23 protein-coding genes and 4 pseudogenes are annotated in these 22859 nt (G+C 55.6%); 21 read left to right on the top strand and 6 right to left on the bottom strand.

Features of this window, described 5'->3' with window-relative positions; translation table 11 throughout:
- Window positions 1-43 precede the first annotated feature (43 nt).
- On the bottom strand, window positions 44-1210 hold the full coding sequence (locus Q1B13_RS18980) for a hypothetical protein (RefSeq protein ID WP_299083024.1): 1167 nt from the start codon (window positions 1208-1210) through the stop codon (window positions 44-46).
- An 84-nt stretch (window positions 1211-1294) separates the two neighbouring features.
- Here Q1B13_RS18980 and Q1B13_RS18975 point away from each other — a divergent pair, with 84 nt between their 5' ends.
- The 3 genes from Q1B13_RS18975 to Q1B13_RS18965 are packed head-to-tail and all read left to right on the top strand — an operon-like array spanning window position 1295 to window position 4496.
- The gene (locus Q1B13_RS18975) at window positions 1295-2464 is read left to right on the top strand and encodes a thiolase family protein (RefSeq protein WP_299083023.1); all 1170 of its coding nucleotides are present in this window, start codon (window positions 1295-1297) and stop codon (window positions 2462-2464) included.
- A complete protein-coding gene (locus tag Q1B13_RS18970; protein ID WP_299083022.1) occupies window positions 2461-2832 on the top strand; it encodes a zinc ribbon domain-containing protein in 372 nt (123 codons plus the stop codon). Before Q1B13_RS18975 ends, Q1B13_RS18970 begins: the two co-directional genes overlap by 4 nt.
- The gene (locus Q1B13_RS18965) at window positions 2829-4496 is read left to right on the top strand and encodes an AMP-binding protein (protein ID WP_299083021.1); all 1668 of its coding nucleotides are present in this window, start codon (window positions 2829-2831) and stop codon (window positions 4494-4496) included. The genes Q1B13_RS18970 and Q1B13_RS18965 overlap by 4 nt, the downstream gene beginning before the upstream one ends.
- 33 nt (window positions 4497-4529) lie before the next feature.
- Here the strand turns inward: Q1B13_RS18965 and Q1B13_RS18960 are convergent, their stop codons facing one another.
- Window positions 4530-5264, bottom strand: coding sequence for a hypothetical protein (locus tag Q1B13_RS18960; protein WP_299800232.1), 735 nt, complete (start codon window positions 5262-5264; stop codon window positions 4530-4532).
- A 144-nt stretch (window positions 5265-5408) separates the two neighbouring features.
- A pseudogene (locus tag Q1B13_RS18955) lies at window positions 5409-5800 on the bottom strand (DDE-type integrase/transposase/recombinase).
- A 211-nt stretch (window positions 5801-6011) separates the two neighbouring features.
- Here Q1B13_RS18955 and Q1B13_RS18950 point away from each other — a divergent pair.
- The 5 genes and pseudogenes from Q1B13_RS18950 to Q1B13_RS18930 all read left to right on the top strand — a co-directional run.
- Window positions 6012-6127 (top strand): annotated as a pseudogene (locus Q1B13_RS18950) (5-aminolevulinate synthase); the annotation flags it as partial.
- A 91-nt stretch (window positions 6128-6218) separates the two neighbouring features.
- Window positions 6219-7727 (top strand): FMN-binding glutamate synthase family protein, encoded by a 1509-nt coding sequence (locus Q1B13_RS18945; RefSeq protein ID WP_299083018.1) that lies wholly within the window; start codon window positions 6219-6221, stop codon window positions 7725-7727.
- 88 nt (window positions 7728-7815) lie between these two features.
- Window positions 7816-9489, top strand: coding sequence for an acetolactate synthase large subunit (locus Q1B13_RS18940; protein WP_298934682.1), 1674 nt, complete (start codon window positions 7816-7818; stop codon window positions 9487-9489).
- A complete protein-coding gene (locus Q1B13_RS18935) occupies window positions 9486-10871 on the top strand; it encodes an aldehyde dehydrogenase family protein (protein WP_299083016.1) in 1386 nt (461 codons plus the stop codon). The genes Q1B13_RS18940 and Q1B13_RS18935 overlap by 4 nt, the downstream gene beginning before the upstream one ends.
- Window positions 10872-11138: 267 nt before the next feature.
- Window positions 11139-11352 (top strand): annotated as a pseudogene (locus tag Q1B13_RS18930) (transposase); the annotation flags it as partial.
- Between the two features lie 64 nt (window positions 11353-11416).
- Here the strand turns inward: Q1B13_RS18930 and Q1B13_RS18925 are convergent.
- The 3 genes from Q1B13_RS18925 to Q1B13_RS18915 all read right to left on the bottom strand — a co-directional run bounded on the left by Q1B13_RS18925 (window position 11417) and on the right by Q1B13_RS18915 (window position 12828).
- A complete protein-coding gene (locus tag Q1B13_RS18925; protein WP_299083015.1) occupies window positions 11417-11830 on the bottom strand; it encodes a glutathione S-transferase N-terminal domain-containing protein in 414 nt (137 codons plus the stop codon).
- A 24-nt stretch (window positions 11831-11854) separates the two neighbouring features.
- Entirely contained in the window at window positions 11855-12535 is a 681-nt protein-coding gene (locus Q1B13_RS18920; protein WP_299083013.1) for a zinc-binding dehydrogenase, read from the bottom strand.
- A 74-nt stretch (window positions 12536-12609) separates the two neighbouring features.
- A complete protein-coding gene (locus Q1B13_RS18915) occupies window positions 12610-12828 on the bottom strand; it encodes a hypothetical protein (RefSeq protein WP_299083012.1) in 219 nt (72 codons plus the stop codon).
- A 98-nt stretch (window positions 12829-12926) separates the two neighbouring features.
- Between Q1B13_RS18915 and Q1B13_RS18910 the strand changes: the two genes are divergently transcribed.
- The 13 genes and pseudogenes from Q1B13_RS18910 to Q1B13_RS18850 form a co-directional block, all read left to right on the top strand.
- Window positions 12927-13529, top strand: coding sequence for a TetR/AcrR family transcriptional regulator (locus tag Q1B13_RS18910; protein ID WP_299083011.1), 603 nt, complete (start codon window positions 12927-12929; stop codon window positions 13527-13529).
- 214 nt (window positions 13530-13743) lie between these two features.
- On the top strand, window positions 13744-14115 hold the full coding sequence (locus Q1B13_RS18905; RefSeq protein WP_299083010.1) for a YciI family protein: 372 nt from the start codon (window positions 13744-13746) through the stop codon (window positions 14113-14115).
- 3 nt (window positions 14116-14118) lie between these two features.
- Window positions 14119-15354 (top strand): sigma-70 family RNA polymerase sigma factor, encoded by a 1236-nt coding sequence (locus Q1B13_RS18900; protein ID WP_299083009.1) that lies wholly within the window; start codon window positions 14119-14121, stop codon window positions 15352-15354.
- A 68-nt stretch (window positions 15355-15422) separates the two neighbouring features.
- Complete coding sequence (locus Q1B13_RS18895; protein WP_298934691.1) at window positions 15423-15809, top strand: VOC family protein; 387 nt, start codon at window positions 15423-15425, stop codon at window positions 15807-15809.
- Between the two features lie 25 nt (window positions 15810-15834).
- A complete protein-coding gene (locus Q1B13_RS18890) occupies window positions 15835-16233 on the top strand; it encodes an MAPEG family protein (protein WP_299083007.1) in 399 nt (132 codons plus the stop codon).
- Window positions 16233-16577, top strand: a complete 345-nt coding sequence (locus Q1B13_RS18885) for a TfoX/Sxy family protein (protein ID WP_299083004.1) — start codon at window positions 16233-16235, stop codon at window positions 16575-16577. The genes Q1B13_RS18890 and Q1B13_RS18885 overlap by 1 nt, the downstream gene beginning before the upstream one ends.
- A 12-nt stretch (window positions 16578-16589) precedes the next feature.
- Window positions 16590-17249, top strand: coding sequence for a DUF2461 domain-containing protein (locus tag Q1B13_RS18880; RefSeq protein WP_299083002.1), 660 nt, complete (start codon window positions 16590-16592; stop codon window positions 17247-17249).
- A gap of 223 nt (window positions 17250-17472) precedes the next feature.
- Window positions 17473-18252, top strand: coding sequence for a transglutaminase family protein (locus tag Q1B13_RS18875; RefSeq protein WP_299083000.1), 780 nt, complete (start codon window positions 17473-17475; stop codon window positions 18250-18252).
- 57 nt (window positions 18253-18309) lie between these two features.
- Window positions 18310-19737: a circularly permuted type 2 ATP-grasp protein gene (locus Q1B13_RS18870; RefSeq protein ID WP_299082998.1), complete on the top strand. Its 1428-nt coding sequence runs from the start codon at window positions 18310-18312 to the stop codon at window positions 19735-19737.
- 4 nt (window positions 19738-19741) lie between these two features.
- Entirely contained in the window at window positions 19742-20683 is a 942-nt protein-coding gene (locus Q1B13_RS18865; RefSeq protein WP_298934696.1) for an alpha-E domain-containing protein, read from the top strand.
- A gap of 12 nt (window positions 20684-20695) precedes the next feature.
- Window positions 20696-21493 carry a transglutaminase family protein gene (locus Q1B13_RS18860; protein WP_299082996.1) on the top strand — a complete coding sequence of 266 codons (798 nt, stop codon included), beginning with the start codon at window positions 20696-20698 and terminating at the stop codon, window positions 21491-21493.
- Window positions 21494-21541: 48 nt separating this feature from the next.
- Window positions 21542-22276 carry a peptidase gene (locus tag Q1B13_RS18855; RefSeq protein WP_298934699.1) on the top strand — a complete coding sequence of 245 codons (735 nt, stop codon included), beginning with the start codon at window positions 21542-21544 and terminating at the stop codon, window positions 22274-22276.
- A gap of 40 nt (window positions 22277-22316) precedes the next feature.
- Window positions 22317-22496 (top strand): annotated as a pseudogene (locus Q1B13_RS18850) (transposase); the annotation flags it as partial.
- Window positions 22497-22859: the final 363 nt, after the last annotated feature.

Here is a 22859-nt window from a genome sequence, read left to right as displayed (position 1 = left end):
GCAACCATATTAGTAGTAACAAATTGATTATGTCAACAAATCACTAGTCGGGGCCCGCCGCGGCTCTTGTCGGGGGTAGCTGCATGGTCAATAAAAGGCTCAGAAACAAAAAACCGATGCAAACCAGAAGGGCCAGACGCATATCGCCCGTTCTGTCGAGCAACCATCCCGCGCCCCATGGCCCCAGCAATCCGGCGACGCCCCATCCGGTAAAAACCCAGCCAAATGCCCCCGAAAAAGCCGAAGTTGCTACGCGTGCGGACACCAACAAAGGTGTCTGTGCAGCGATCTGTCCGTAGGATAGTGCCACAAGAAAGATCAAAAGGTTCACAAACAACTCTGAGGAAATTGGCATAAGTAAAGCACACAATGCCGCCATTGATAGTAAGACCGCACCGACAAAGCCGTGCATCGGGCCAAAGCGTGCCGCAATCCCGGCCGCTGACAGACGTCCCAATGTGTTGCCCGCGGCAACTCCAAAAACTGCGAGACCTGCCATGCCCGCACCGGGTGCGTTGGAGGGAAGGAGTTTCGGTGCAAGACCCAGAACAATCAGACCCGCACAGGAACCGGTGGCAAAGATAGCCCAAAGAACAAAGATCATGCGGTCTGGTTTGACAAATCCTGTCTGCGTTTTGGGGTTGGTCGTCTGGGTGCCATTGGCAGTTTCAGTGACTGAAGAAACAGCCACGATAAAAACCATACAGCCGAGTACGGGCATTAATGCACTGAGCGACCATCCGAGCCCGGTCAGCCAGATACTCATAGGACCAAATACAACTCCACCTAATCCGAACGATGCGACGCTGGTCGGAACAAGGAGTTTTGGCCGGCGCGAAGCTGCTGCAGTGGCAAGCGCGTGATTGTAGAGAGCACCCGCGGAAAATCCAAAGCCAACGCTATAGGTGAGCACGAAAAATTCGAATTGCTGTGCCTGCGCCGACAGGATCAGGCTGGCGGCCGCAATGCCTGAAATAATAGGCAGTTGGGCGTGCGCTGGAAACTTGGAAAAAAGTGCGGGGCCGATCAGGACGCCAAATGTGAAGCTGACAAGCGCAAAGGAAAACACCATGGATGCCGATGCGCTGCCGATATCAAACCTGCTTTGAACTGCGGGCATCAGACCGGACCAGCCATAAAGGCTGCCCCCGCCAAAACATCCCAAAACCGGCAGGGCCTGGCTAAGCCAATGGGCATTCCGAGTCTTCAATGCTCGGCCCTTTCAATAATTTGCTATTACAGACTTGTATGAACAAATTTACTGAGTCAATCTTCCGTCAGGGAGGATCGCCTATTGGTTCTGGTTATCGGAGCAGCATTGACGCCATTCAACCGGCGGCGCGACGGCTCTGGCTTTCGCGATTGGGCCTCGCAAGCTTTCGGCGATGCACTACAGATGGCTGGATTGGAGCCCGGCGATATTGACGCGTTGATCGTTTCATCTGAGAGCGATTTTTTCACACTCCAGCTCAACCCGGCATCAGTTTTTGCTCAGGATATTGGTCTTTGCGGCGCTGCGACGCTGCGGGTTGAGGGCGGTGGCGGTTCTGGCCAATATGCGGTCCACGCGGGTGTTGAACGCATCTTGTCCAGACGGGCGCAAAGGGTTGCCGTATTGGGCGTGGACCCGTCAGCCAGCGCACTGGACGGCGACAGCATTCGGGAACTTTACGGATATTCGTTCGATTTCTGGACCGATGGCCTTTCTGGCGTCACCGCCACTGGCCTTTATGCACTGTCATGGCAGGCTTTTGCGGCTGAACATCGCGGCACAGCGGCCGACCTGGACCGGATCGCAACCAAAAACCGCCTGAACGCCTGCGAAAATCCCGGTGCACATCTTCCCCGCAAGCATACGGCTGCAGAGTTTGAAGGATCTGCAGAGATTGCTTCCCCTTACAAACGCCTGCATTGCTCGCCGCTGAGCGACGGAGCGGCTGCTTTGATCCTGTCCGCGCCCGAGGCGGCACCTGTCGCGCGGCAACCCAGCGCGCCAAAGATCACCGGGATCGGGGCTGCATCCGATCTGCCCGGTCTCGGCCATCGCAAGTCACCGGGTCAGTTTGTGGCCAAATCGCTTGCCTCGGACCGCGCGTTTCAAATGGCGGGTATCGGCACCTCGGATATCGACCTGGCAGAGGTTTACGACGCCTATGCCGGCGCAGAGTTACAAGCGATTGCAGCGCTTGGCCTGTCCGGTGATCCGATCACCGATTTGCGGGATGGCCGCTTTGATGCCGACGGCGCTTGCCCAGTTAACCTCTCTGGCGGGTTGATTGGACAAGGTGCGCCTGTCGGGGCAACTGGGGTCGGACAAGCCGCCACCTGTGCGCTGCTGCTGGAAGGCCGATACCATAAGAGCCTGCAGCCCGAGCGTCCGCTGGGTCATGCCTTGGCCGATACGCATGGCGGCGTCGGCACAAGCTGCGCCGTGACCGTGCTGCAGGCAGGGGATCGCACATGAAACATCAGGTCTCGCTTGAATATTCGTTGGCCGAAGGTTGGCTAGCCCCTTGGATCGAGGGGCTGCGGCGGGGCAAAGTTGTTGCCTCGCACTGCACCACTTGCGGTGCCGCGCAATTCCCGCCACTTCGCGTTTGTCCCGATTGCAAAAGCCCCTCTGACGGTTGGGTCATACTGCCGGGGCGGGCCGCGATCCAATGGCGGACGTCGGGCGCTGATGGCGATTTTGCGATGGCCAATTTTGAAGGTGCACAACGTGCAACAGTGCTGCGCAGTACGCACCTGCCGCTCGATGCGACACATGGACGTCTGCGCGCGTGCCCCGAAGGCCCGCCCATCCTGCAGCTTGAAGCGGAGCCGGGCATATGAGCGAGTATCTGGATTCCTTGGACCCGGGCCAGTTGGCGGCCCTTCATCTGGCACCAACCAAGGATGGCGGACACAAGATTACCTGGCCGGCGGATTACAACATCTATAGCGCGACGGTTGGCCGGTTTCTGGGACCCGAAGACCGGGACCGGGCCGCGATCATCTACGAAGCGTCCGACGGCACCGTCTCAAGGATGAGCTTTGCCGAAGTCGATGCGGCTGCCACCGGGCTTGCCGCTGCCCTGCGCGCGCTTGGCTATGGCAAGGGCGACCCTGTGGCGTTGCACACCGGTCAACATCCCGACACGGCGATTGGTCACATGGCGATTGCGAAAATCGGCGCAATTGCGGTCACGCTGTCTCAGCTCTATGGGCCTGACACGTTGGCCCATGCCCTGAACGACTGCCAAGCCCGTGTGATTCTGACCAGCCGGTCCGCGTGGGAGCCCTTGCGCAGTGAATCCTTCCCGCATCTGATACATGTGTTCATGCGCGATCCCGGTTCGAGCGACATCGACCTGGACGCAGCAATGCACGACGTGCCGGATGAGTTTACGCCCGATTTTGGTGGCGCGGGTGATCCTGCTTTGCTGATGTACACATCCGGTTCGACTGGCAAACCCAAGGGGATCATGCACGGGCACCGGGTTCTTGCCGCCTATACCCCGTCTATCAACCTGTTCTTCAATCTGTCGCTGGACGACACTGATGCCGTTTTCTGGTCGCCTTCCGACTGGGCCTGGGTTGGCGGGCTTCTGGATATGCTGTTTCCCGCCTGGATGGCCGGGCGCCCCGTTGCAACGTCGTTGGAGCGGTTTACGGCCGATTACGCCTATGACTTCATGGCCCGCCACAAGGTCACGCATACCTTTCTGGCCCCTACGGCGATCAAACGGTTGGCGCAGCACCCGACCCCAAGGGACGAATATGATCTGGCCCTGCGCGTGATCTGCACCGGGGGCGAGGCATTGGCAGCTGAAACACTCACTTGGGCGGAAACCAAGCTGGGTGTGGTCTGCAACGAGTTCTACGGCATGACAGAGGTCAATCATCTGATCGGAAATTGCGCCGCGCTTTTCCCGCGCAAACCGGGATCGATGGGCCTGGCCTATCCCGGTCATCGGGTCCTGCTTGTCGATGGCGAAGGGCAGCAGGTCGCCGATGGTGAACCAGGTGAAGTTGTGACCCCGCTTGGCTCGCCGACACAGTTCATTGGCTACTTCAACAACATAGAAAAGACACACGAGATGAAACTCGGGTCTTTCTGGCGTACCCATGACCTCGCTGTGCGCGATGCAGAGGGTTATTTCTGGTACAAAGGGCGATCCGACGACCTGATCAAATCTTCGGGCTTCCGGATCGGACCCGCCGAAATCGAAGAATGCCTTCTTTCGCATCCCAGCGTTGCCGAGGCCGCTGTGATCGCCAAACCTGACCCAGACCGGGGGGCGATTGTCAAAGCGGTGGTAAAACCCCGTGCGAATGTAACGGCAGATGACGCGCTGGGGGTTGCCTTGAAAGAGCACGTGAGAACCCGCCTTGCCAGCTACAAAGCACCCCGCGAGGTCGAATTCGTCAACGAGTTCAAGATGACATCCTCTGGCAAGATCAGCCGCCGTGCCTTGCGTGAGGCTGAAGAAGCGCGGCTAAAGTCCGATTGCTAGTCCAAAGGTGGCGTGACTGCCAGCGGTATACCCCTATTCGGGGCCTTCGCGCGCCACCTCCAAGGCAAGCTGCAACGCCGCCTCGAAGGTAGCGGTGTTCGCCCGCGCGAGCTCCGCCTGACTGTGATCCGGCAGTGGGTCCAGAAAGGTGCGCCCGTCTGAAAGCAGGTCCCATGTGCAAAGAAGGGCGAGGCTGGCGCGTCCGTACCGCGCGGCAACGGCTGCTACGGCGCTGGCTTCCATATCTACCGTTTGCAACCCCTCTTGTGCCCAACCGGAACAGATCTCTTTGCTTTGGGCGAATAGACTGGGCCAAGTGACGTGCCGTGTGCTCAGCACATTGCAATTGGCCTCTCGCAACAGCATATCAGCACGTGCGCACCAATTCGCATCGAAATTGACCTCCTCCCCGGCGCCGTAATACTGCGAAACCCCATCGCGCGCGGCCGCGCTGCGCGGGACAGTCACAGCACCCGCCGGAATTCCGGGTGTCATCACCCCGCAGGTTCCGATCTGAATGATCAAGGATGTACCAAGCTGAGCAAAAATATGGCTTGGCTCAACAGCCCGAGGCGCGCCATATGCGCAGCAATAAGCCACGCGCGCCTTTCCAAAACTGCCTGCAAAGATATCGGGAAACGGCAACTCCCGAACGTCACTAAGCCGTGCCAGCCGGTTCTCACACGCCTGCGCGCGCCACCAGGTGCCCTCCAACACTAACACGTGAGGAACGCCACCGAGTGCACTACCGAGAGCGTTTTCCCACATAGCCTTGTCAAAATCTAAAATTGCCAAAGGCGATTGCCTCAATATTGAAACCGATGACGACATTTAGTGCGCCAGTCGAAAGGAGTACAAGGGTTCCGTTGCAAAGTTAGCGGATGTTCGGAATCCTAATTTTGTGCCGATGGGTTAGGTGTCCAGTTCTGCGAACTTTAGAAATGGACAGAGTCCGGGCGTGAATTGACCTTTGCGGATCATGTGCGTGACTTCGATACCTGAAAGAGTTGCAGATGCAGATTTAAAGGACTTGAAGCCAAGCATCGGGCGGTTTCGTCCTTTGATGAACCTGTGATCTTGTTACACGATTTGATTTAGATATTTCCGCCTCACCATCTCGATCGGGCGCGCTCGCATGGGCCTTTGCGGCGGTCTGCTGTGTCAGCGATTGCGCAGAAGTATCGCGTCACTCAGCGGTTCAGCGTGGTGTGATCGACGGAAAAACCTCGCTCTGCCGAGATCTCCTGCAGATCGCAGTAGGAAACGCCGTATCGAACATAGAGGAACACTGCGAATAGGATCACATCTTTCTAATACAGTGCGCCTTCGAAGGAAGTCATGAGCTGGCTTTCGGCTTGATACGACCGACAGTCATTCACTCGCCAATTCCGAAAGCGTCAATGGCCGAAAGTTTGTAACACAACCATCGACAATACAATTCGGTCAGCTCAAAACTTTGCAACAAAGCCCTCAGTATTCGCGAGGGCACGTAATGGTTAGAACCCAGCAGATGACCAGCCAATCAACTTCCCGACTGTCCTGCGCGGAACTGAGCGCCAGCGTCTTACCCCGTCGCTAGTGCATGGATCACCAGAACTTGATCATTCGTGGATGGACTTAATGCTCTTTGATCCCAATGTGAACTCAATCGCAATGAACGGGCCGGATGACGCGCTCGTTGGTTTGACCGCAGCCAATAGCCAAATCCGGAGCCAATGATTGATGTCACAGTTAACGAATGTGATCCTGACGCTACTGCAAGTCCTATCTTATGCTTTCATCTTCACCATCGGTCTGGTCGTGCTTTGGGTCGTAGTGACTTATTTCCGTGACAAGACTCAAACCGAAAGTACCTTGCGTCGCAACTATCCGGTGGTCGCACGGTTTCGTTATTTCTTTGAACACATGGGCGAGTTCCTTCGTCAGTACTTCTTTGCACAGGACCGAGAAGAGATGCCGTTTAACCGGGCGGAACGGTCCTGGGTGTACCGCGCAGCCAAGAATGTGGATTCAACCGTGGCCTTTGGCTCGACCCGCGATCTGCGACCGACGGGGACGGTGTATTTTGTGAACTGCCCGTTTCCGACGCTGGAACAGGACGCACAGGAACCGTCAGCAGTGACCATTGGGCCATTTGCGCAACACCCATATACCACTGATTCAGTCTTTAACATTTCGGGCATGAGCTATGGCGCCATCTCGGTTCCGGCCGTTCGGGCGCTATCATCCGGAGCGAGCGCGGCGGGCATCTGGATCAACACTGGCGAGGGTGGCCTGTCGCCCTATCACCTGGAAAGCGGCGCGGATGTCGTTTTTCAGATCGGGACGGGCAAGTTCGGGGTGCGTAAACCGGAAGGCGGTTTTGACGAAGACAAGCTGCGCGCAGTTGCGGCCCATGACGCCGTAAAGATGTTTGAGATCAAGTTGAGTCAGGGCGCCAAGCCCGGCAAGGGCGGCATTCTGCCCGGCGCCAAGGTCACCGAGGACATTGCTGCCATTCGCGGTCTGAGGGTCGGTCAGGATGCCATCAGCCCCAACAGGCACCCCGAAATCAACAGCGTGGGCGATCTGCTGGACATGATCAACTATGTGCGAGACGTAACTGGCAAACCCGTTGGCTTTAAGGCAGTAATTGGGGCCTATGGGTTCTTTGAAAGTCTGTGTACGGAAATTCTGAAACGTGGCCCCGAAAGTGCCCCGGATTTCGTCACCATCGACAGCTCCGACGGGGGCACTGGCGCCGCCCCGATGAGCCTGATTGACAACATGGGCATGCCCTTGCGTGAAAGCCTGCCGCTCACGGTGGACATACTCAGGAAATTTGGATTGAAGGATCGGGTGAAAGTTTGCGCCAGCGGCAAGATGATCAACCCGTCCGAGGTGGCCTGGGCTTTTTGCGCAGGTGCCGATTTCGTAAACTCGGCGCGCGGATTCATGTTCGCGCTCGGCTGTATACAGGCCTTGCAGTGCAACAAGAATACATGTCCCACAGGCATCACGACCCATAATGCCAAACTGCAATTCGGACTTGACCCAGTCAGCAAGGCCGAACGTGTCGCAAGCTACGCCAAGAATATGAAAAAAGAGGTTGGCACTATCGCCCACAGTTGTGGTGTGGCCGAACCGCGCCTGCTGAAGCGATATCATGCGCGCATCGTTTTGGACAACGGGCGCTCTGCATCCATGGATGACCTTTATCCGGATCCGCAACAAATACAGGCCGCTGAATAAACTTGTCTGTATAGGTAAATGACACCGTAGCCCCGGCTGCCTGCGGGTCAGCCATCAGCGGTTGATCCTGCAAATTTGAGGAGATCACATGTCACCTTCAGCACCCATCGCATCAATCCCTACCAAAGCTTCGGACCTGCTGGTCGCGGCGCTTGAGGCTGAAGGTGTCGAATACATCTTTGCTGTCCCGGGTGAAGAAAACTTGGACGTTCTGGAATCACTCAGAACTTCGGAGATCGAGCTTGTATTGACCAGACACGAACAGGGTGCGGCCTTTATGGCGGCCACTTATGGGCGCCTGACAGGCAAGGCCGGGGTTTGCATGGCAACGCTTGGACCAGGAGCTACAAACTTTGCCACCCCAGCGGCCTACGCGCATCTTGGTGGAATGCCATTGGTAATGATCACCGGGCAAAAGCCGATTAAGAAATCCAAGCAGGGTCAATTTCAGATCATTGATGTGGTGGGTTTGTTTGCACCGATCTGCAAGATGTCCAAGCAGATCGTACACGGCAACACCATCCCGTCATTGATCCGCGAGGCGTTTCGCGTCGCCCAAGAGGAACGCCCCGGTGCAGTCTTGCTGGAACTCCCCGAGGATATTGCGGCCGAGGAAACCAACGAACCCGTGCTGACACCGCATCCACGCCACTATGCCGTGGCAGGTGACACGGTCCTGAACGAAGCCGCGGACCTGATCCGTGCCGCAAAGATGCCATTGCTGTTACTGGGGGCAGGGGCCAACCGCAAACACGCGCGCAGTGCCCTCAGCCAGTTTGTGAAGGAAACGCAAATCCCGTTCTTCAACACGCAGATGGGTAAGGGCGTGGTCGACGAACGATCTGATCTTTTCCTTGGCACCGCAGCGTTGTCCGATGGAGACTACTTGCACTGTGCCATCGATCGGGCCGACCTGATCATCAATGTGGGCCATGATGTGGTCGAAAAACCGCCCTTCTTCATGGAGGAAGGCGGCACCAAGGTGATTCATGTAAATTACAAGGCTGCGCAGGTCGATCCTGTCTATTTCCCACAGGTCGAAGTGGTTGGCGATCTGGCGGAATCCATTGCACGGCTGGGCAACATTCTGGGTGGGCCGCTGGACTTTGATCGCGCCTATTTCCGGCGCGTCAAACAGGAAACTGATCTGCACACTTCGAGCGGGGCTGATGACGCTCGGTTCCCTGTGATCCCGCAGCGTTTCGTGGCGGATACGCGCAAGGTCATGGGGGATAGCGACATCATCGCGCTGGACAATGGTATCTACAAGATCTGGTACGCGCGTAATTATCAGGCTTATCAGCCAAACACAGTGTTGCTGGACAACGCGTTGGCCACTATGGGGGCAGGGCTGCCCTCGGCGATGATGGCGGCCAAACTCTACCCCGAACGTCGGGTGATGGCGATTTGCGGCGACGGCGGGTTCATGATGAACAGCCAAGAGATTGAAACCGCAGTCCGGCTGGGTTTGAATCTTGTGGTCACAGTGCTGAATGACAGTTCCTACGGTATGATTCGGTGGAAGCAGTCACATGCCGGTTTTGATGATTGGGGGTTGGAGTTTAACAACCCCGATTTCGTGCAATACGCAAACAGCTATGGCGCAACCGGCCACCGGATTGAACGCACCGAAGATTTGGTGCCGACTTACGAAAAAGCGTTTGCCACCGGTGGCGTGCATCTGGTCGACCTGCCTGTGGATTATAGCGAAAACCAACGTGTACTTATCGACGAACTGGCCGCCAAGGCATGCTTGATATGAGCGGTGTCGTAGATGTCTTAAACCCATACAGCCTGCAGTCGATTGGCAGCGTGCAAACCCGCTCCTGGGTTGAGATCGAGCGCATGCTAAGTGCTGCGCAGGATCTACACCGCGATCGCGACGGTTGGTTGCCCGCCTTCAAAAGGGTTGAAATTCTGAAAGAAACTGCCCGGCTTATGTCCGGTCGAGCCGAGGAACTGGCGTTTTTGATAGCCAATGAAGGCGGCAAACCACTTGTCGATGCACATGTCGAGGTCAAACGTGCAGTCGACGGGGTCGAACTGTGCGTTCACGAAATTGCCCAGATGGCGGGGCGCGAAATTCCGATGGACCTCACCGAGGCTGGTGCAGGGCGCGTCGCGTTCACGCGACGTGAACCGATTGGTGTCGTAGTTGCGGCAAGCGCATTCAATCACCCGCTCAACTTGATTGTGCATCAGGTTGCCCCTGCAGTGGCCACCGGCTGCCCGGTGATTGTCAAACCTGCTTTGGATACCCCGCTCTCCTGTAAGGCTTTTGTGGATATCTTGCATCAGGCCGGTTTGCCCGCTGACTGGTGTTACTTCGCGCCCTGCCAAAACGATGTGGCCGAGAACCTGATCACCGATCCTCGTGTCGGCTTTTTCTCCTTCATTGGCTCGGCGCAGGTTGGGTGGATGTTACGCTCCAAGCTTGCGCCCGGCACGCGTTGTGCACTGGAACACGGCGGGGTCGCGCCAGTGATCGTGGACGAGACCGCCGACATTGACGTGATGATCCCATCTTTGGTCAAGGGGGGGTTCTATCATTCAGGACAAGTCTGTGTTTCGGTTCAGCGGGTCTTTGCACCGACCGGATCAGCTGCAGGGATTGCTCGGAAACTAGCGGATGCGGCGGCGGAGTTGACGGTAGGAGACGCCACCGATCCCGATGTCGATTGTGGCCCGCTTATTCGTCCGGCCGAGGTTGACCGCGTCGAACAATGGGTAGATGAGGCCGTTGAAGGTGGTGCGAAGCTGCTGACAGGCGGAATGCGACTTGGCCCAACTACTTATGCGCCGACCGTCCTGCTGAATCCGCCAGCAGATGCGCGCGTCTCAAAGGCAGAAGTGTTTGGACCGGTTGTCTGTGTCTATGGCTATGACATACTTGACGATGCCTATCGGGTTGCGAACAATCTGCCATTTGCCTTTCAAGCAGCGGTCTTTACCAAAAACCTGGACACCGCAATGCAAGCTATTCAGCGTCTGGATGCTACGGCGGTCATGGTCAACGATCATACTGCTTTTCGGGTCGATTGGATGCCCTTCGCGGGCCGCCGACAGTCAGGATACAACACCGGTGGGATCGGATATACAATGCACGACATGACACAGGACAAGATGGCTGTGATTAAGATTTGATGTCAGTTTTAAACCGGATCGGTCCGTTGCGTTAACGTCAGCAGTCTGTGGTCGGAACTGGTACTGGTCTCGGACTATTCCGCTTCCGGAAACAGCTTGGCGACGAGGTTGATCTCGTTGAGGCACCGTATACTTAACTGACCTGGGCTATGAATTCTCCGCGCCTGGAAGCTATGCAGCTCTAACCTGTGCGATTTCACGCCAGGGGCTTTGTTGCACAAATCGTTGGGGATTCATCTCGTGAATCCAGTGTGATAGCTGGAAGACATGAGCAATTGGACCCCTACGAAGTACAAGACCTCGAACTGGTCGAACTATAACGCGGCGCTGAAACGTCGGGGATCGTTAACGATCTGGTTTGACCCCGAAATGATCTGGACGCCCGCGCAGATCGGCAAGCGCGGGCGGCAGCAGAGTTTTAGCGATGCCGCGACAGGCGTGCCTCACGATGATGGCGCTGATCGGGATGCCACTTCGGCGACGAAAGGGTTTGAGTTGTGTCGCAAACTTCATTGAGAGCAGCATAGTCGGCGCTGATGGGCCGATTATCCCGCCAATGGGGCGAACTGCTCAAACAGAGAGGGTCCGGGCGCGAATTGACCTTTGCGGATCATGTTGACCACCTCGATCAGTATCGGACATCCAAAGGCCTTCAGCGATATGGAGCCATTGCAGATATGCGCCATATTCGGCCTCTTGTCGGGGGGCAACCGAAAGGTCTGAGTCGCCAAACCAGTGCAGCGAGACTGCACAATAGCGGTCGACGCTGCGATTACAGTCCCAGCATCATAGAGCGCCGGGACTTTGCCCATTGGGTTGATCTTTCGGAACGCATCTGACGCAAAATAGGTGCTGTCATATCCCAGTGTCCTGAGTTGGTAAGGCAAACCCATTTCCTTTAGACGCCAAAGCGGGCGGACGGAACGGGTACCAGCGCTGTGCAACAGTGTAAGTGTCATTGTCAGCATCCCCTTTGCCTTGGCTTAGAGGCCGTTTGGCGCAATCAAGACTTTGCCCGAGCGGCCGCCCTTCATGGTGTATGCGAGGGCCGTGTTGATCTCTTCAAGCGGGAAGATGCGATCCACTGATGCCTTAAGAGTTCCTTGCAGGATCATCGCAGTCAGTTCGCCATAGACCTGCGCCTGTTCTTCGGCGGTCGCCGTCTTGAACCAATGGACCAACCAGAAACCGCGCACGATGACGTCGTTAAAGATTACGGCTGAGTCTGGAAGCTGGGCGTCTTCGCCAGACATGTTGCCGTACATGACAGCTGTGCCATCCGCTTGGAGCGTCGAGGCGAGGCGACCAAGCGAGCTGCCGCCCACAGCGTCCAAAGCGAGTCTTGGGGCCACTTCCAGCTCAGCAGCGACGCGCTCTGCAAGGTCTGGACCATCGACGAATACAGCGTCCGCACCTGCATCCTGCGCATCTGCCACTGCGCTGTCACGCCGCACCAGCGCTGCGACTTTCACACCGCGCGCTTTTACGAGACTTGCAACAAGCCCCGCCACGGCAGAGTTGCCTGCGGATTGGATCAGCCAGTCGCCTTCGTTCAGCGCGATATATTTTGTCATCAAGAGGTATGCGGTTGCCGGGTTCACACTCAACATCGAAAGCTGGTCGGTATCGGCGGGCGGAACAGGAACAACGGCCGCGGTGTTCATGACTTTTTCTGTCGACCAGGAGCCGGGAGGTTCTGCAAGAAGAACAAGGGCTCCGACTTCAGGACCTTCCCCATTTACTTCGATGACCTCGCCGATGCCTTCCATCCAGCGGCGGCTGGGAGAGGGGGCCGGAAACCATAGACACCCTCGACCTGTGCAATGTCGGATGGGTTGAATGGCGCGCGCAGGATCTTTGCCCGCGTCTGCCCGGCCTCGAGGACTGGGCGTGCCAACTCGACGAGATCAACAACGGCATCAGCCTTACCATGTGTTTTGTAGATCGCTTGTTTCATGGGTCTTTTCCTTCGTTGATACGTTAATGAATTATATTCATTAATGCTCGTATAGCGTTCCCTCTTGCCTCGTCAACGCTAATGAATACAATTCATTTATGAAAAATTCAGATCACACGAGCCCGTCAAAACGCACCCGCGACCCCGAAGCAAAACGAGCGGCTCTTCACGATGCGGCGCTGCAGTTGTTTACAGAGAAGGGCTACGAGAACGTGTCCATAGCGCAGGTCGCCAAAATGTCAGGGATCGCGGTTGGGACTGTCTACCGCTTCTATGACAACAAGCTCGCGATGCTTCGGGCAATGCTGGAAGAGATCGAAGCACTGTTCGTCGACCGCATGAAACAGGATTGGAATCAAGGCGGTGCTCATTCTGAGCGCCTAGGTTCAATCTGCGAGGGGCTGTTTGTAGTCGCTGAACAACACAGGTCACTCTTGCGGCTGCTAACAATGACGACGGATATGGTTTATAGCGATGGCGCGCTGCCCGGTGACCGCATCCAAAACCAGATCCGATCTTTCTATGCCGAGGGCATATCTGAAGGGACATTCGTGAAGGGAGATGTCGCCATGATGGCCGCAATGGCGCACGGTCTGGTCGAAGGCGCCATGATGCAAGCGATGCGAAGCGACAACGTAGAGAGGGCCGAGGCCACTGTTCAATTGTCGACAGTGATGAAGAACGCATTTTTGGCGCGTTAGTGAACCAGACATACAAAAACGGAACTGAGGATGTCGGTCTTGTCCGTGTTGTGGTCTGCGGCGCACCTGAGTGTTGCGCGTTGCTAGCAAGGCCTGCTTTGGGGAGGTTGCTATTCAGCACGAGGCATTTGGTTAGTGCCTGGATTGGGGCGGTTGTCGGATTTGCATGTCTTCGCGCGTCCTTGCACCATGTGAATAATGCACGGAGGCGAAAATGATTTACACAATTACAATCTATGGGGAACCGGGCGTGTTCGAAGCGCTGCCCAAAGATCGCCAGGATGAAGTGATGTCGGGACATGGCGCGTTGCAATCGGCGTTGGCAGACCGGGGGGAGTTCGTGTCGATGAAATTGATGCCTCCAACCTCTGCCGTGATGGTCCAACCAGCCCCATCTGAAGGCGCGGCGCCACTGATCACCGATGGCCCATTCGCCGAGACGAAGGAGAATTTCCTTGGGTTTTATGCCGCCGATTTCAAAGATCTTGATGAAGCACTAGACTACGCCAAGATGATCTCATCCCCAGTCGCACGGCTTGAGGTGCGACCGGTTGCCTGGGCTGGCGGCGCGATCTCGTCGGAATAGGTCATGTCTGACTGGCTTGAGGCCACATTCGCCCTGCTCCGCCCGCGTGCCCTCGCGGCCCTGACCCGGTTGTTTCGGGATATCGACATGGCCGAAGAGGCGTTTGCCGACGCTTGCCTCAAAGCGCTGACGGTCTGGCCTAAAGACGGGGCACCTCGGGATCCGTTGGCGTGGCTGCTGACGACCGCGCGCAACTCGGGTCTTGATCATGTCCGCAAATCACAGCGCCGTGCGGCAATCTTGTCACGCCACATCGAGGAGTTTCAGCCGATGCCCGCCGAAACGCCGGATCCGGACGAGATGCGCGATGACGTTTTGCGGCTGCTGTTCATATGCTGCCATCCGGAACTCGACCGACGGGACCAGATTGCTATTGCGCTGCGGGTGGTCCTGGGGTTGAGCATGGAAGAGATTGCCCGCGGATTTCTGGTCAAGCCGAAAACCATGGAGCAGCGGATCACACGGGCGAAAAAGAAAATATCGTTAAGCCCGGTCGCCTTTGAAACGCCAAGCCCGGCGGAAAGAGGCGCACGGTTGGGCGAAGTTTCCTTGATGGTCTACCTGATGTTCAGTGAGGGGTGGTCGACCTCGGCCGGTCCTAAGCAAATCAAGCTTACTTTGTGCGAGGAAGCAATCCGACTGGCCCGTCTGCTTGCGGCACTGTTTCCGGCAATGGGAGAACAGGCCGCCTTGCTGGCGCTTTTGCTGTTTCAACACGCCCGGCGACATGCGCGCATTGACAGGGGCGGAAAGCTCGTCGCGTTGGACGATCAGGATCGCGGCCTTTGGAACCGTGCGGACATCGCCGAGGCAACAGGCCTTTTGCAGAAGGCCAAGCGGACTGGTCATCACGGTGTCTATATCGTCCAGGCCGCAATCGCTGCGACACATGCCCAAGCGGCTTCGGTTGGGGACACGGACTGGGCGTCGATCGAAAGCCACTACGCTGCCCTCTATGCATTGCAACCGACGCCTGTAGTCCGACTTAACCAGATTGCCGCTCAGGCCAAGCTGTACGGCGCGCATCATGCGTTAAAGGCGATGGAGCCATTGGCACAGGATTTGTCCAGCTATCGCTGGTTTCACGCAATGCGGGGTGGGCTTTTGCAAGAAACAGGGGATCACCGGTCAGCGATTACTGCCTTTGAAACCGTGATGACACTCGGCCCAACTGCCCTCGAACGTGTTGCGATCACGGAAAAAATCGCGATCAGCCACAAAAATTTGCGCAACGTGTAGGGATCGCTTCGCTTCGCGCGTCCTTGGATCAGACTCGTATGTGGCGGGCGTAACCAAGGGAGATACACATGAGTATTCTTGAGATGACCACTGTCGGAAACTCTGGATGGATCGGGCATTCTGGCCCCGATCAGGCCAAAGCCAAAGCGTTCTATCAGGAGGTGCTTGGCTGGACCATCAACGACATGCCAATGCAGGACGGGTCAAGCTATTCTGCCGCTGTCGTGGGCGAAACTGCCATTGGTGGCTTTTCCCCAATGCCAGAGGATAACGGAAGCTGGACGATCTTTTTCACCGTGGCGGACGTGGATGCCAGCGTCGCTAAAGCTGAGGCCAAGGGCGCTAGGGTCGTTCAGTCCGCGATGGATATGCCGGGGGTCGGTCGCATGACCACGCTGATGGACCCGCAGGGCGCGCGGTTCGCGCTGATCACCTATGAAAGCATGGCGTCCTGAGTGTGATCTGGAAAGGAAAGATCAGATGGAACAGTTTCCGCAAATCGCACTGGCAGTCACAGCCGTTTTTGTTTTGATGAGCATTCCTATGGCCATTGCTGTTGGCGTGCGTCGCACCAAGACTGGGATTCCCTTGCTTCATGGCGAGGATGAGAGCTTGCTGCGGCTTATGCGGGCGCATGGGAACTTCATCGAGTACGTCCCACTTGCCTTGCTGGCCCTTGCGGGGGCAGAGATCGCGGGAACCGCGCCTTGGCTGGTTGCTGCCTGCGGTGGAGTGCTGCTGCTTGCACGCCTCATCCACTATTTCAGCCTCAGTGCTTCTGTGAACGGCAAAGGGCGCGCGGTCGGGGCGGCGCTCACGACCTTAACCATGTTGGTGCTTGCGCTGGCGATCCTCTGGCAACTCTGGACGACCAGCTGATGCCCGTGGATGAAACGCTCAACGCCCGCATGCGAGAGGCTTTGGCCGCGCATGTGGGCATTTCCGAAAAGCGGATGATGGGCGGCCTGTGCTTCTTTTTGAACGGCAACATGCTCTGCGGTGCGCGGCGACACCAAGACGGCGTAGGACGGTTCATGTTTCGGGTGGGCAAGGTGAACGAGAGCGACGCTTTGAAAGACCACACGGCCCGCGCCGTGATCCACGGAACCCGCAAACTGGGTGGTTTTGTTCGTGTGGATGAACCAGATTGCGATGACAAAGCTTTGTTGCGTTGGCTGCACCTTTGCCTCGAACACGCCGCAACGTTACCGAAAAAAGACTGAACGGAGGATAGTATGGCCCAATTTGACTGTTTCTCTCCTGAGGCGGTTGGTTTCCTGCAAGATCTGAAGGCCAACAACACGAAAGATTGGTTTGCGGCGAACAAAGCGACTTATGAGACCCACCTGAAAGCGCCCAGCAAGCAGTTCGCCGACGATATGGCGTTGGCCCTAGGTGACCTGACTGGGCAGAATCACGGAAGCAAAATCTTTCGGATCTATCGCGATGTTCGATTTTCTAAGGACAAGACACCCTATAACGCGCATCTGCACCTTGCGTTTATGTCGGCTGGGCCAGCGGTTCAGCCGCCGATGTGGTTCTTTGCGCTCTCTCCTGAAAAACTGTCCCTCGGCTGCGGGGTTTTCCACTATGACAAAGGGGCGTTGGACGTCTTCCGTGATGCGATGGCGGGGCCTCTGGGGGCAGAGTTGATCCAGACCACCACTGAGATGCGAGGGCGGGGTTTCCGGATCAGCGATCCGGAATTGAAACGTGTTCCGTCCGGTTTTGATAAGGATCATCCCCATGAGGATGCGTTGCGGCGCAAAGGCTTTTCGGTTTGGATAGACGCCGAGTCCCCTGCCTTTGTTCTCGAGCCGAACCTGACGAAACGAACAACCACCATGTTTGCCGAGCTCATGCCGGTTTTCCTGCTGCTTTCCCGGATCAAGTAGCCCCAGTTATGCGCACTCAGCGATTGGCGGTATGACGGGCCGCGCTGTGGCGTAAGTATCTACCGGCTAAAGTCGAGATTGGGCCGATGATGCGCTAAATTTAAGGTTGGTTCCGACCTCTCGTAACCGGGCTTCTACACAGCAGCCAAACACTTCGAACTCGACAACTCGATTTGTTGGTGGGAAATTATGTTCTTGCGGTTTCGCGAAAACGAGGCAGGTTTTGCAGATTTCCATAAAAACACATTTATTGTATTCTGCAGAGCAGCCTTGCGATCTCCTGCTGCAGATTGAGGCTGTGACCGATGCCGAACAGGATTGTACCGGCACAGAATTTGCGATCCAGCCGGAAGTTGCATCTCGTATTGTTCAGGGCGAAGAGCAAGTTGGACAACGACGGTGGATCCACGTCGAGCGTAGTTTTGAATGCCTGTATCAGACATGCGTTCTAGTGGACCGACAGGCTTTAGAGCTGGGGACTCTACATGCCACTCCGCTTCCTTTGATACCTGGCGATGTGACAAAATTCCTAATGCCGTCAAGATATTGCAATCCATCAGATTTCATCACCTTTTCGCAAAGGAGGTTTGGTGTTGAGCCGGGCGGTGAAGTTGTCATCGCGATGTCTGAATGGATTAAGCGCAATTTCATTTATGACAATGGTGCAAGTGACTCCTCAACCAACGCCATAGACAGCTTTACCAAGCGCCGGGGTGTCTGCCGGGACTACGCCCATGTGCTAATAAGTATGGCGCGCGCGATAGGGATTCCGGCACGGTTTGTCAGTGCCTACGCTCCGGATGTTGTGCCTCAGGATTTTCATGCGGTGGCCGAAGTCTATCTTGGGGGTCAGTGGCATTTAGTTGATCCAACTGGCATGGCGCAGGTATCTGAGATTGTTCGCATCGGTATCGGTCGAGATGCCGCTGACGTGTCGTTTATGACATCCTATGGCCGTATGGAGCTTATTAATCAGTCAATTCAGGTGTCTCGCCTTGGATGAATCACAGAAAACGACGCGCTGTATTGCAAGTTGGTACACAACCGCTACCATGCTTGAATGCCTTCAGAACGACAGTACTTTGATGAGATGCTTTTGGGTTCAGATAACGTGCGAGTACCGTACGCCGAGTATCAAAAGTGGTTTGCGAACGAAGATCCGACGCGCCTTTCGAAAAAATCTAAAGAAGCTGAAGCGTTCTTTCGACGAACGGGAATTACATTTAACGTTTACGGTCAGGCTGCGGCTCAGGAACGTCTGATCCCGTTTGATTTGATCCCGCGTATTATTGCGAACCGGGAATGGACGAAGTTGTCCAAGGGGATCGAACAGCGCGTACAAGCGATCAATGCGTTCCTGCACGACATCTATCATCGGCAGGAAATCCTGCGGGCAGGTGTTGTCCCCGTCGAACTGATTTCGCGTAACGAAGCGTTTCTGCCGCAGATGATTGGCGTCACACCGCCCGGCAGTGTCTACACCCATATTGTTGGGACCGATATTGTCCGAACTGGCGAAGATGATTTCTTTGTTTTGGAAGACAATGCGCGCACACCGTCAGGCGTGTCTTACATGCTCGAAAATCGGGAAACGATGCTGCAGATGTTCCCCGAGCTGTTCAGCCAGATAAAGGTTCAGCCGGTAAGCGATTATCCAAAAAACCTGCGGCGCTCGCTCGCCGCGTGCGCGCCGGACAACTGTACCGGCAAGCCGACTGTGGCGATCCTGACACCCGGGATTCATAACAGCGCATATTTTGAGCACTCCTTTCTGGCCGATCAGATGGGGGTTGAGCTGGTTGAGGGTCATGACCTGCGGGTGGTCGATGGTCATATCGCGATGCGTACGACTGAGGGATACAAAGTCATTGATGTGCTCTATCGCAGGGTCGATGACGACTACCTCGATCCACTAAACTTCAAGCCGGAATCCATGTTGGGCGTGCCCGGTATTATGGATGTCTACCGCGCCGGTAACATCACGATTGCCAACGCGCCCGGGACCGGGATCGCAGACGACAAGGCTCTTTATTCGTATATGCCTGAGATAGTCGAATTCTACACCGGCGAAAAAGCAATCCTGAAGAACGTGCAGACCTGGCGATGTTCAGAGGCTGACTCTCTTGCCTATGTTCTCAAGCATCTGGCAGAGTTGGTCGTCAAAGAGGTGCATGGATCGGGTGGTTATGGGATGCTTGTTGGTCCTGCGGCAAGCAAGAAAGAGCTGACAAGCTTTGCGGCCAAGCTTCAAAAGAACCCGTCAAATTACATCGCCCAACCGACCCTCTCGTTATCGACAGTGCCAATCTTTGCCAAAAAGGGGCTTGCTCCGCGGCACGTTGATTTACGGCCCTTCGTGCTTGTTTCTCCCAAAGGCATCAGCATCACACCCGGCGGGTTGACGCGCGTGGCCTTGAAGGATGGGTCGCTGGTTGTCAATTCGAGCCAGGGTGGCGGCACCAAAGACACATGGGTTCTGGAGGACTAGCGAAATGCTTGGAAAAACCGCTGGTGGCCTCTACTGGATGTTTAGGTTTTTGGAACGCAGCGAAAACACGGCTCGTCTTGTGGAGGCAGGGTTTCGCATAGCCTTAACACGGTCAAAAGATCCTGCCTCGGAATGGAAATCCGTCGTGACTACTGCTGGCGTTCGCAGCAGCTATGATGCGAAATACGATGGCTATATGGCCGCGAACGTCGTGGATTTTCTGCTGCGAGATACCACGAACCCGTCCAGCGTAATCTCGGCCATTGAAAAAGCGCGGACCAACGCACGAATGGTTCGAACAGCTTTGACCACCGAAGTTTGGGAAGCCGTCAACGAAAGCTGGATGGGTTTAAAGGAAGCGTTGAAGAAGCCCATTAGAGAGACTGAACTACCCGCCGTCTTAGGAGAGATCCGCCGCCACAGCGCCTTGGTCCGTGGAGCTATGCAAGGTACGATGCTGCGCAATGATATCTATGATTTCACCCAAATTGGTACGGTGTTGGAACGGGCTGACAACACAGCACGGATCATAGATGTAAAATACTACACGCTGCTGCCGACAGCTAGTTTTGTCGGTTCTGCGCTGGACAATGTGCAATGGGAAACCATTCTCCGGTCGGTTTCTGCACACCGGTCGTTTCGATGGCTCAACAGCGATGAGATGACGCCGGCGGCGGTTGCAGAATTTCTTATTCTTGACAGTCGCTTCCCGCGTTCGCTGTCCTTTTGCAGTCGAATTCTGGAAGAGAACCTAAATTATCTGGCCAAAGATTATGGTATCCGCTTGCCTTGTCATGAAATGATTGATGCCCAACGCGATAAGCTTCGCCAGCAAACGATTGACACTATTTTTGACGAAGGTCTGCATCAATTCATCACAGCATTTATCCGCGACAACAACGCTATCGGGCAGCAGATCGAGCAAGACTATAGGTTCATTGGATAGGCATCTGGCACCATGAAGCTGAAAATCACACATACGACAAGTTACTCTTATGACGTCCCGGTCTCATATGGCTTGCAGCAGGTTAGGTTGACCCCTGCCACCAACCAAAACCAAACGGTTCTGGACTGGAATGTTGAGATCTCGGGTGGGGCGCAAGAGCTGACTTTTCAGGATCAATACCAAAACCAGACAGTGTTGGTTCAGGCCGAACCCGGCGCAACCGAGGTCTGTGTTCAAGTCTCCGGCGAAGTAGAGACACACTCATCCGACGGGATATTCGGTAAAGTGTATGGAGCTGCACCCCTTTGGCACTTTGTCCAAAGCACACCTCGCACGACTGCAGGAAAGGGCATTCGAAAGCTGGCCAAGTGTATTCGTGGCGATGCCGATATACTGAGCGATCTACACGAGCTGTCAAAGGCTGTTCTGTTGGCTGTTCCTTATGGCGAGGCAGACACAGAGGCGGGGACCAGTGCAGAAGAGGCCCTCGCAGCGGGGGGTGGTGTGTGCCAGGATCACGCGCAGATCTTCATCTCGGCAGCCCGTACTGCCGGTGTTCCAGCGCGATATGTCAGCGGCTACCTGATGATGAACGACAGGGTCGAGCAAGAGGCCAGCCATGCATGGGCCGAAGCGCATATCGATGGTCTTGGATGGGTTGGATTTGACGTTTCCAACGGCATTTCGCCGGATGAACGCTATGTCAGGATCGCGACTGGCCGTGATTCACGCGAGGCAGCGCCCATTACGGGAGTCCGCCTTGGGCCTTCTGCTGAATCGATGATTGTGTCACTGCAGATTCAGCAATAGATACGGTGCCATCACTTCGCTGTTTCTATTCCATACTGGACCAAGACAATGACTTATTGCGTTGGACTTCGCCTGAATAAGGGCTTGGTCTTTATGTCGGATACTCGCACAAACGCGGGCGTCGACAACTTCTCCGTCACGAAGAAAATGTTCACATGGAGTGTTCCGGGCGAAAGGGTCATTACACTGATGACTGCAGGCAATCTTGCCACCACGCAAGCCTTGGTGAGTCTTCTTGATGAGCGATCCAAAGTCGTCGCCGAGCGCAACCCGACGCTTCTTGAGTTGCCGACGATGTTTCAGATCGCACGCCTGGTCGGGGCCACTTTGAAAGAGGTGATCAGCGACAGCAGGCCGGATGGGCAGGAAGCATCATCGAAATTCAAAGCATCGGTTATTCTGGGCGGCCAAGTTAAAGGCGGCGCACCAACATTGTTCATGATCTATCCCGAAGGCAACTTTATCGAAATCACCGATGACAACCCTTTCTTTCAGATTGGTGAAGCCAAATACGGTAAACCCATTCTCGTAAGAGCCTACGACCCCGACATGAGTTTCGAAGATACCATCAAACTGCTGATCGTCTCCTTCGATTCAACAATCAAGGCGAACTTGTCCGTAGGGTTACCGCTTGATCTTCAGGTTTACGCTAAGGACAGCTTTGACGTTATCAATAGCCCCCGGATCGAGGCTGATGATGAGTATTACCAAGCCGTTTCTACCGGTTGGAGCGATGCGTTACGCAATGCTCTTATGCAGTTGCCAAGTTACAAGGCTCAATAGGCTCTGGTTAGCAGGGAGTGTCGCGTCTGGAACCCTTCTTCCTAAACCCCACGGAAAGCCTCGCGTTGATGACAAGCGCGTCCTGAGTGGCGTTACCTTTATCAATTGTAATGGGTTACGCCGGTGCTATGCGCCGAAAGAATACGGTCCGCATAAGACCCTCTACAACCGCTGGAAGCGGTGGAGCGGCAAAGGGATTTATGCTGAGATCCTGTTCGGCTGGCTCAAGGATGGGCGGAGGGTTGCGACCCACTGCGACAGACGCCCGAAGGGTTTCTGTCAGCAATCGCACTTGTCGCTCTCGTCACCTATTGGGTATGAGTCCTGAGCCTAGTCTCATTCCAATATGGGAACTTATGGATCTAAATCGCCCCGAGAACCAGATTTAACCAAATCAATACCTTAGAAAATCCAATACGCGTAAAGCCAATTATAATCAAAGGCTTGCTCATACAACAAACTGAGACTTCGTCACGAAAACCTCATGTTGGCCGCTTTTCCAGCTACGGGCCATGTGTGGATGCCCCCGGTTTTGCAAGAAGTTTCTGAGCGATTGTCGTCGTTGATTGCGGTCGTGTGTCAG

Origin of the sequence: uncultured Ruegeria sp., from assembly GCF_947489545.1 — a bacterium.
Lineage (GTDB): Bacteria > Pseudomonadota > Alphaproteobacteria > Rhodobacterales > Rhodobacteraceae > Ruegeria.
The sequence above is the reverse complement of the archived record's forward strand: the minus strand, read 5'-3'. Positions and strand labels throughout refer to the sequence as shown.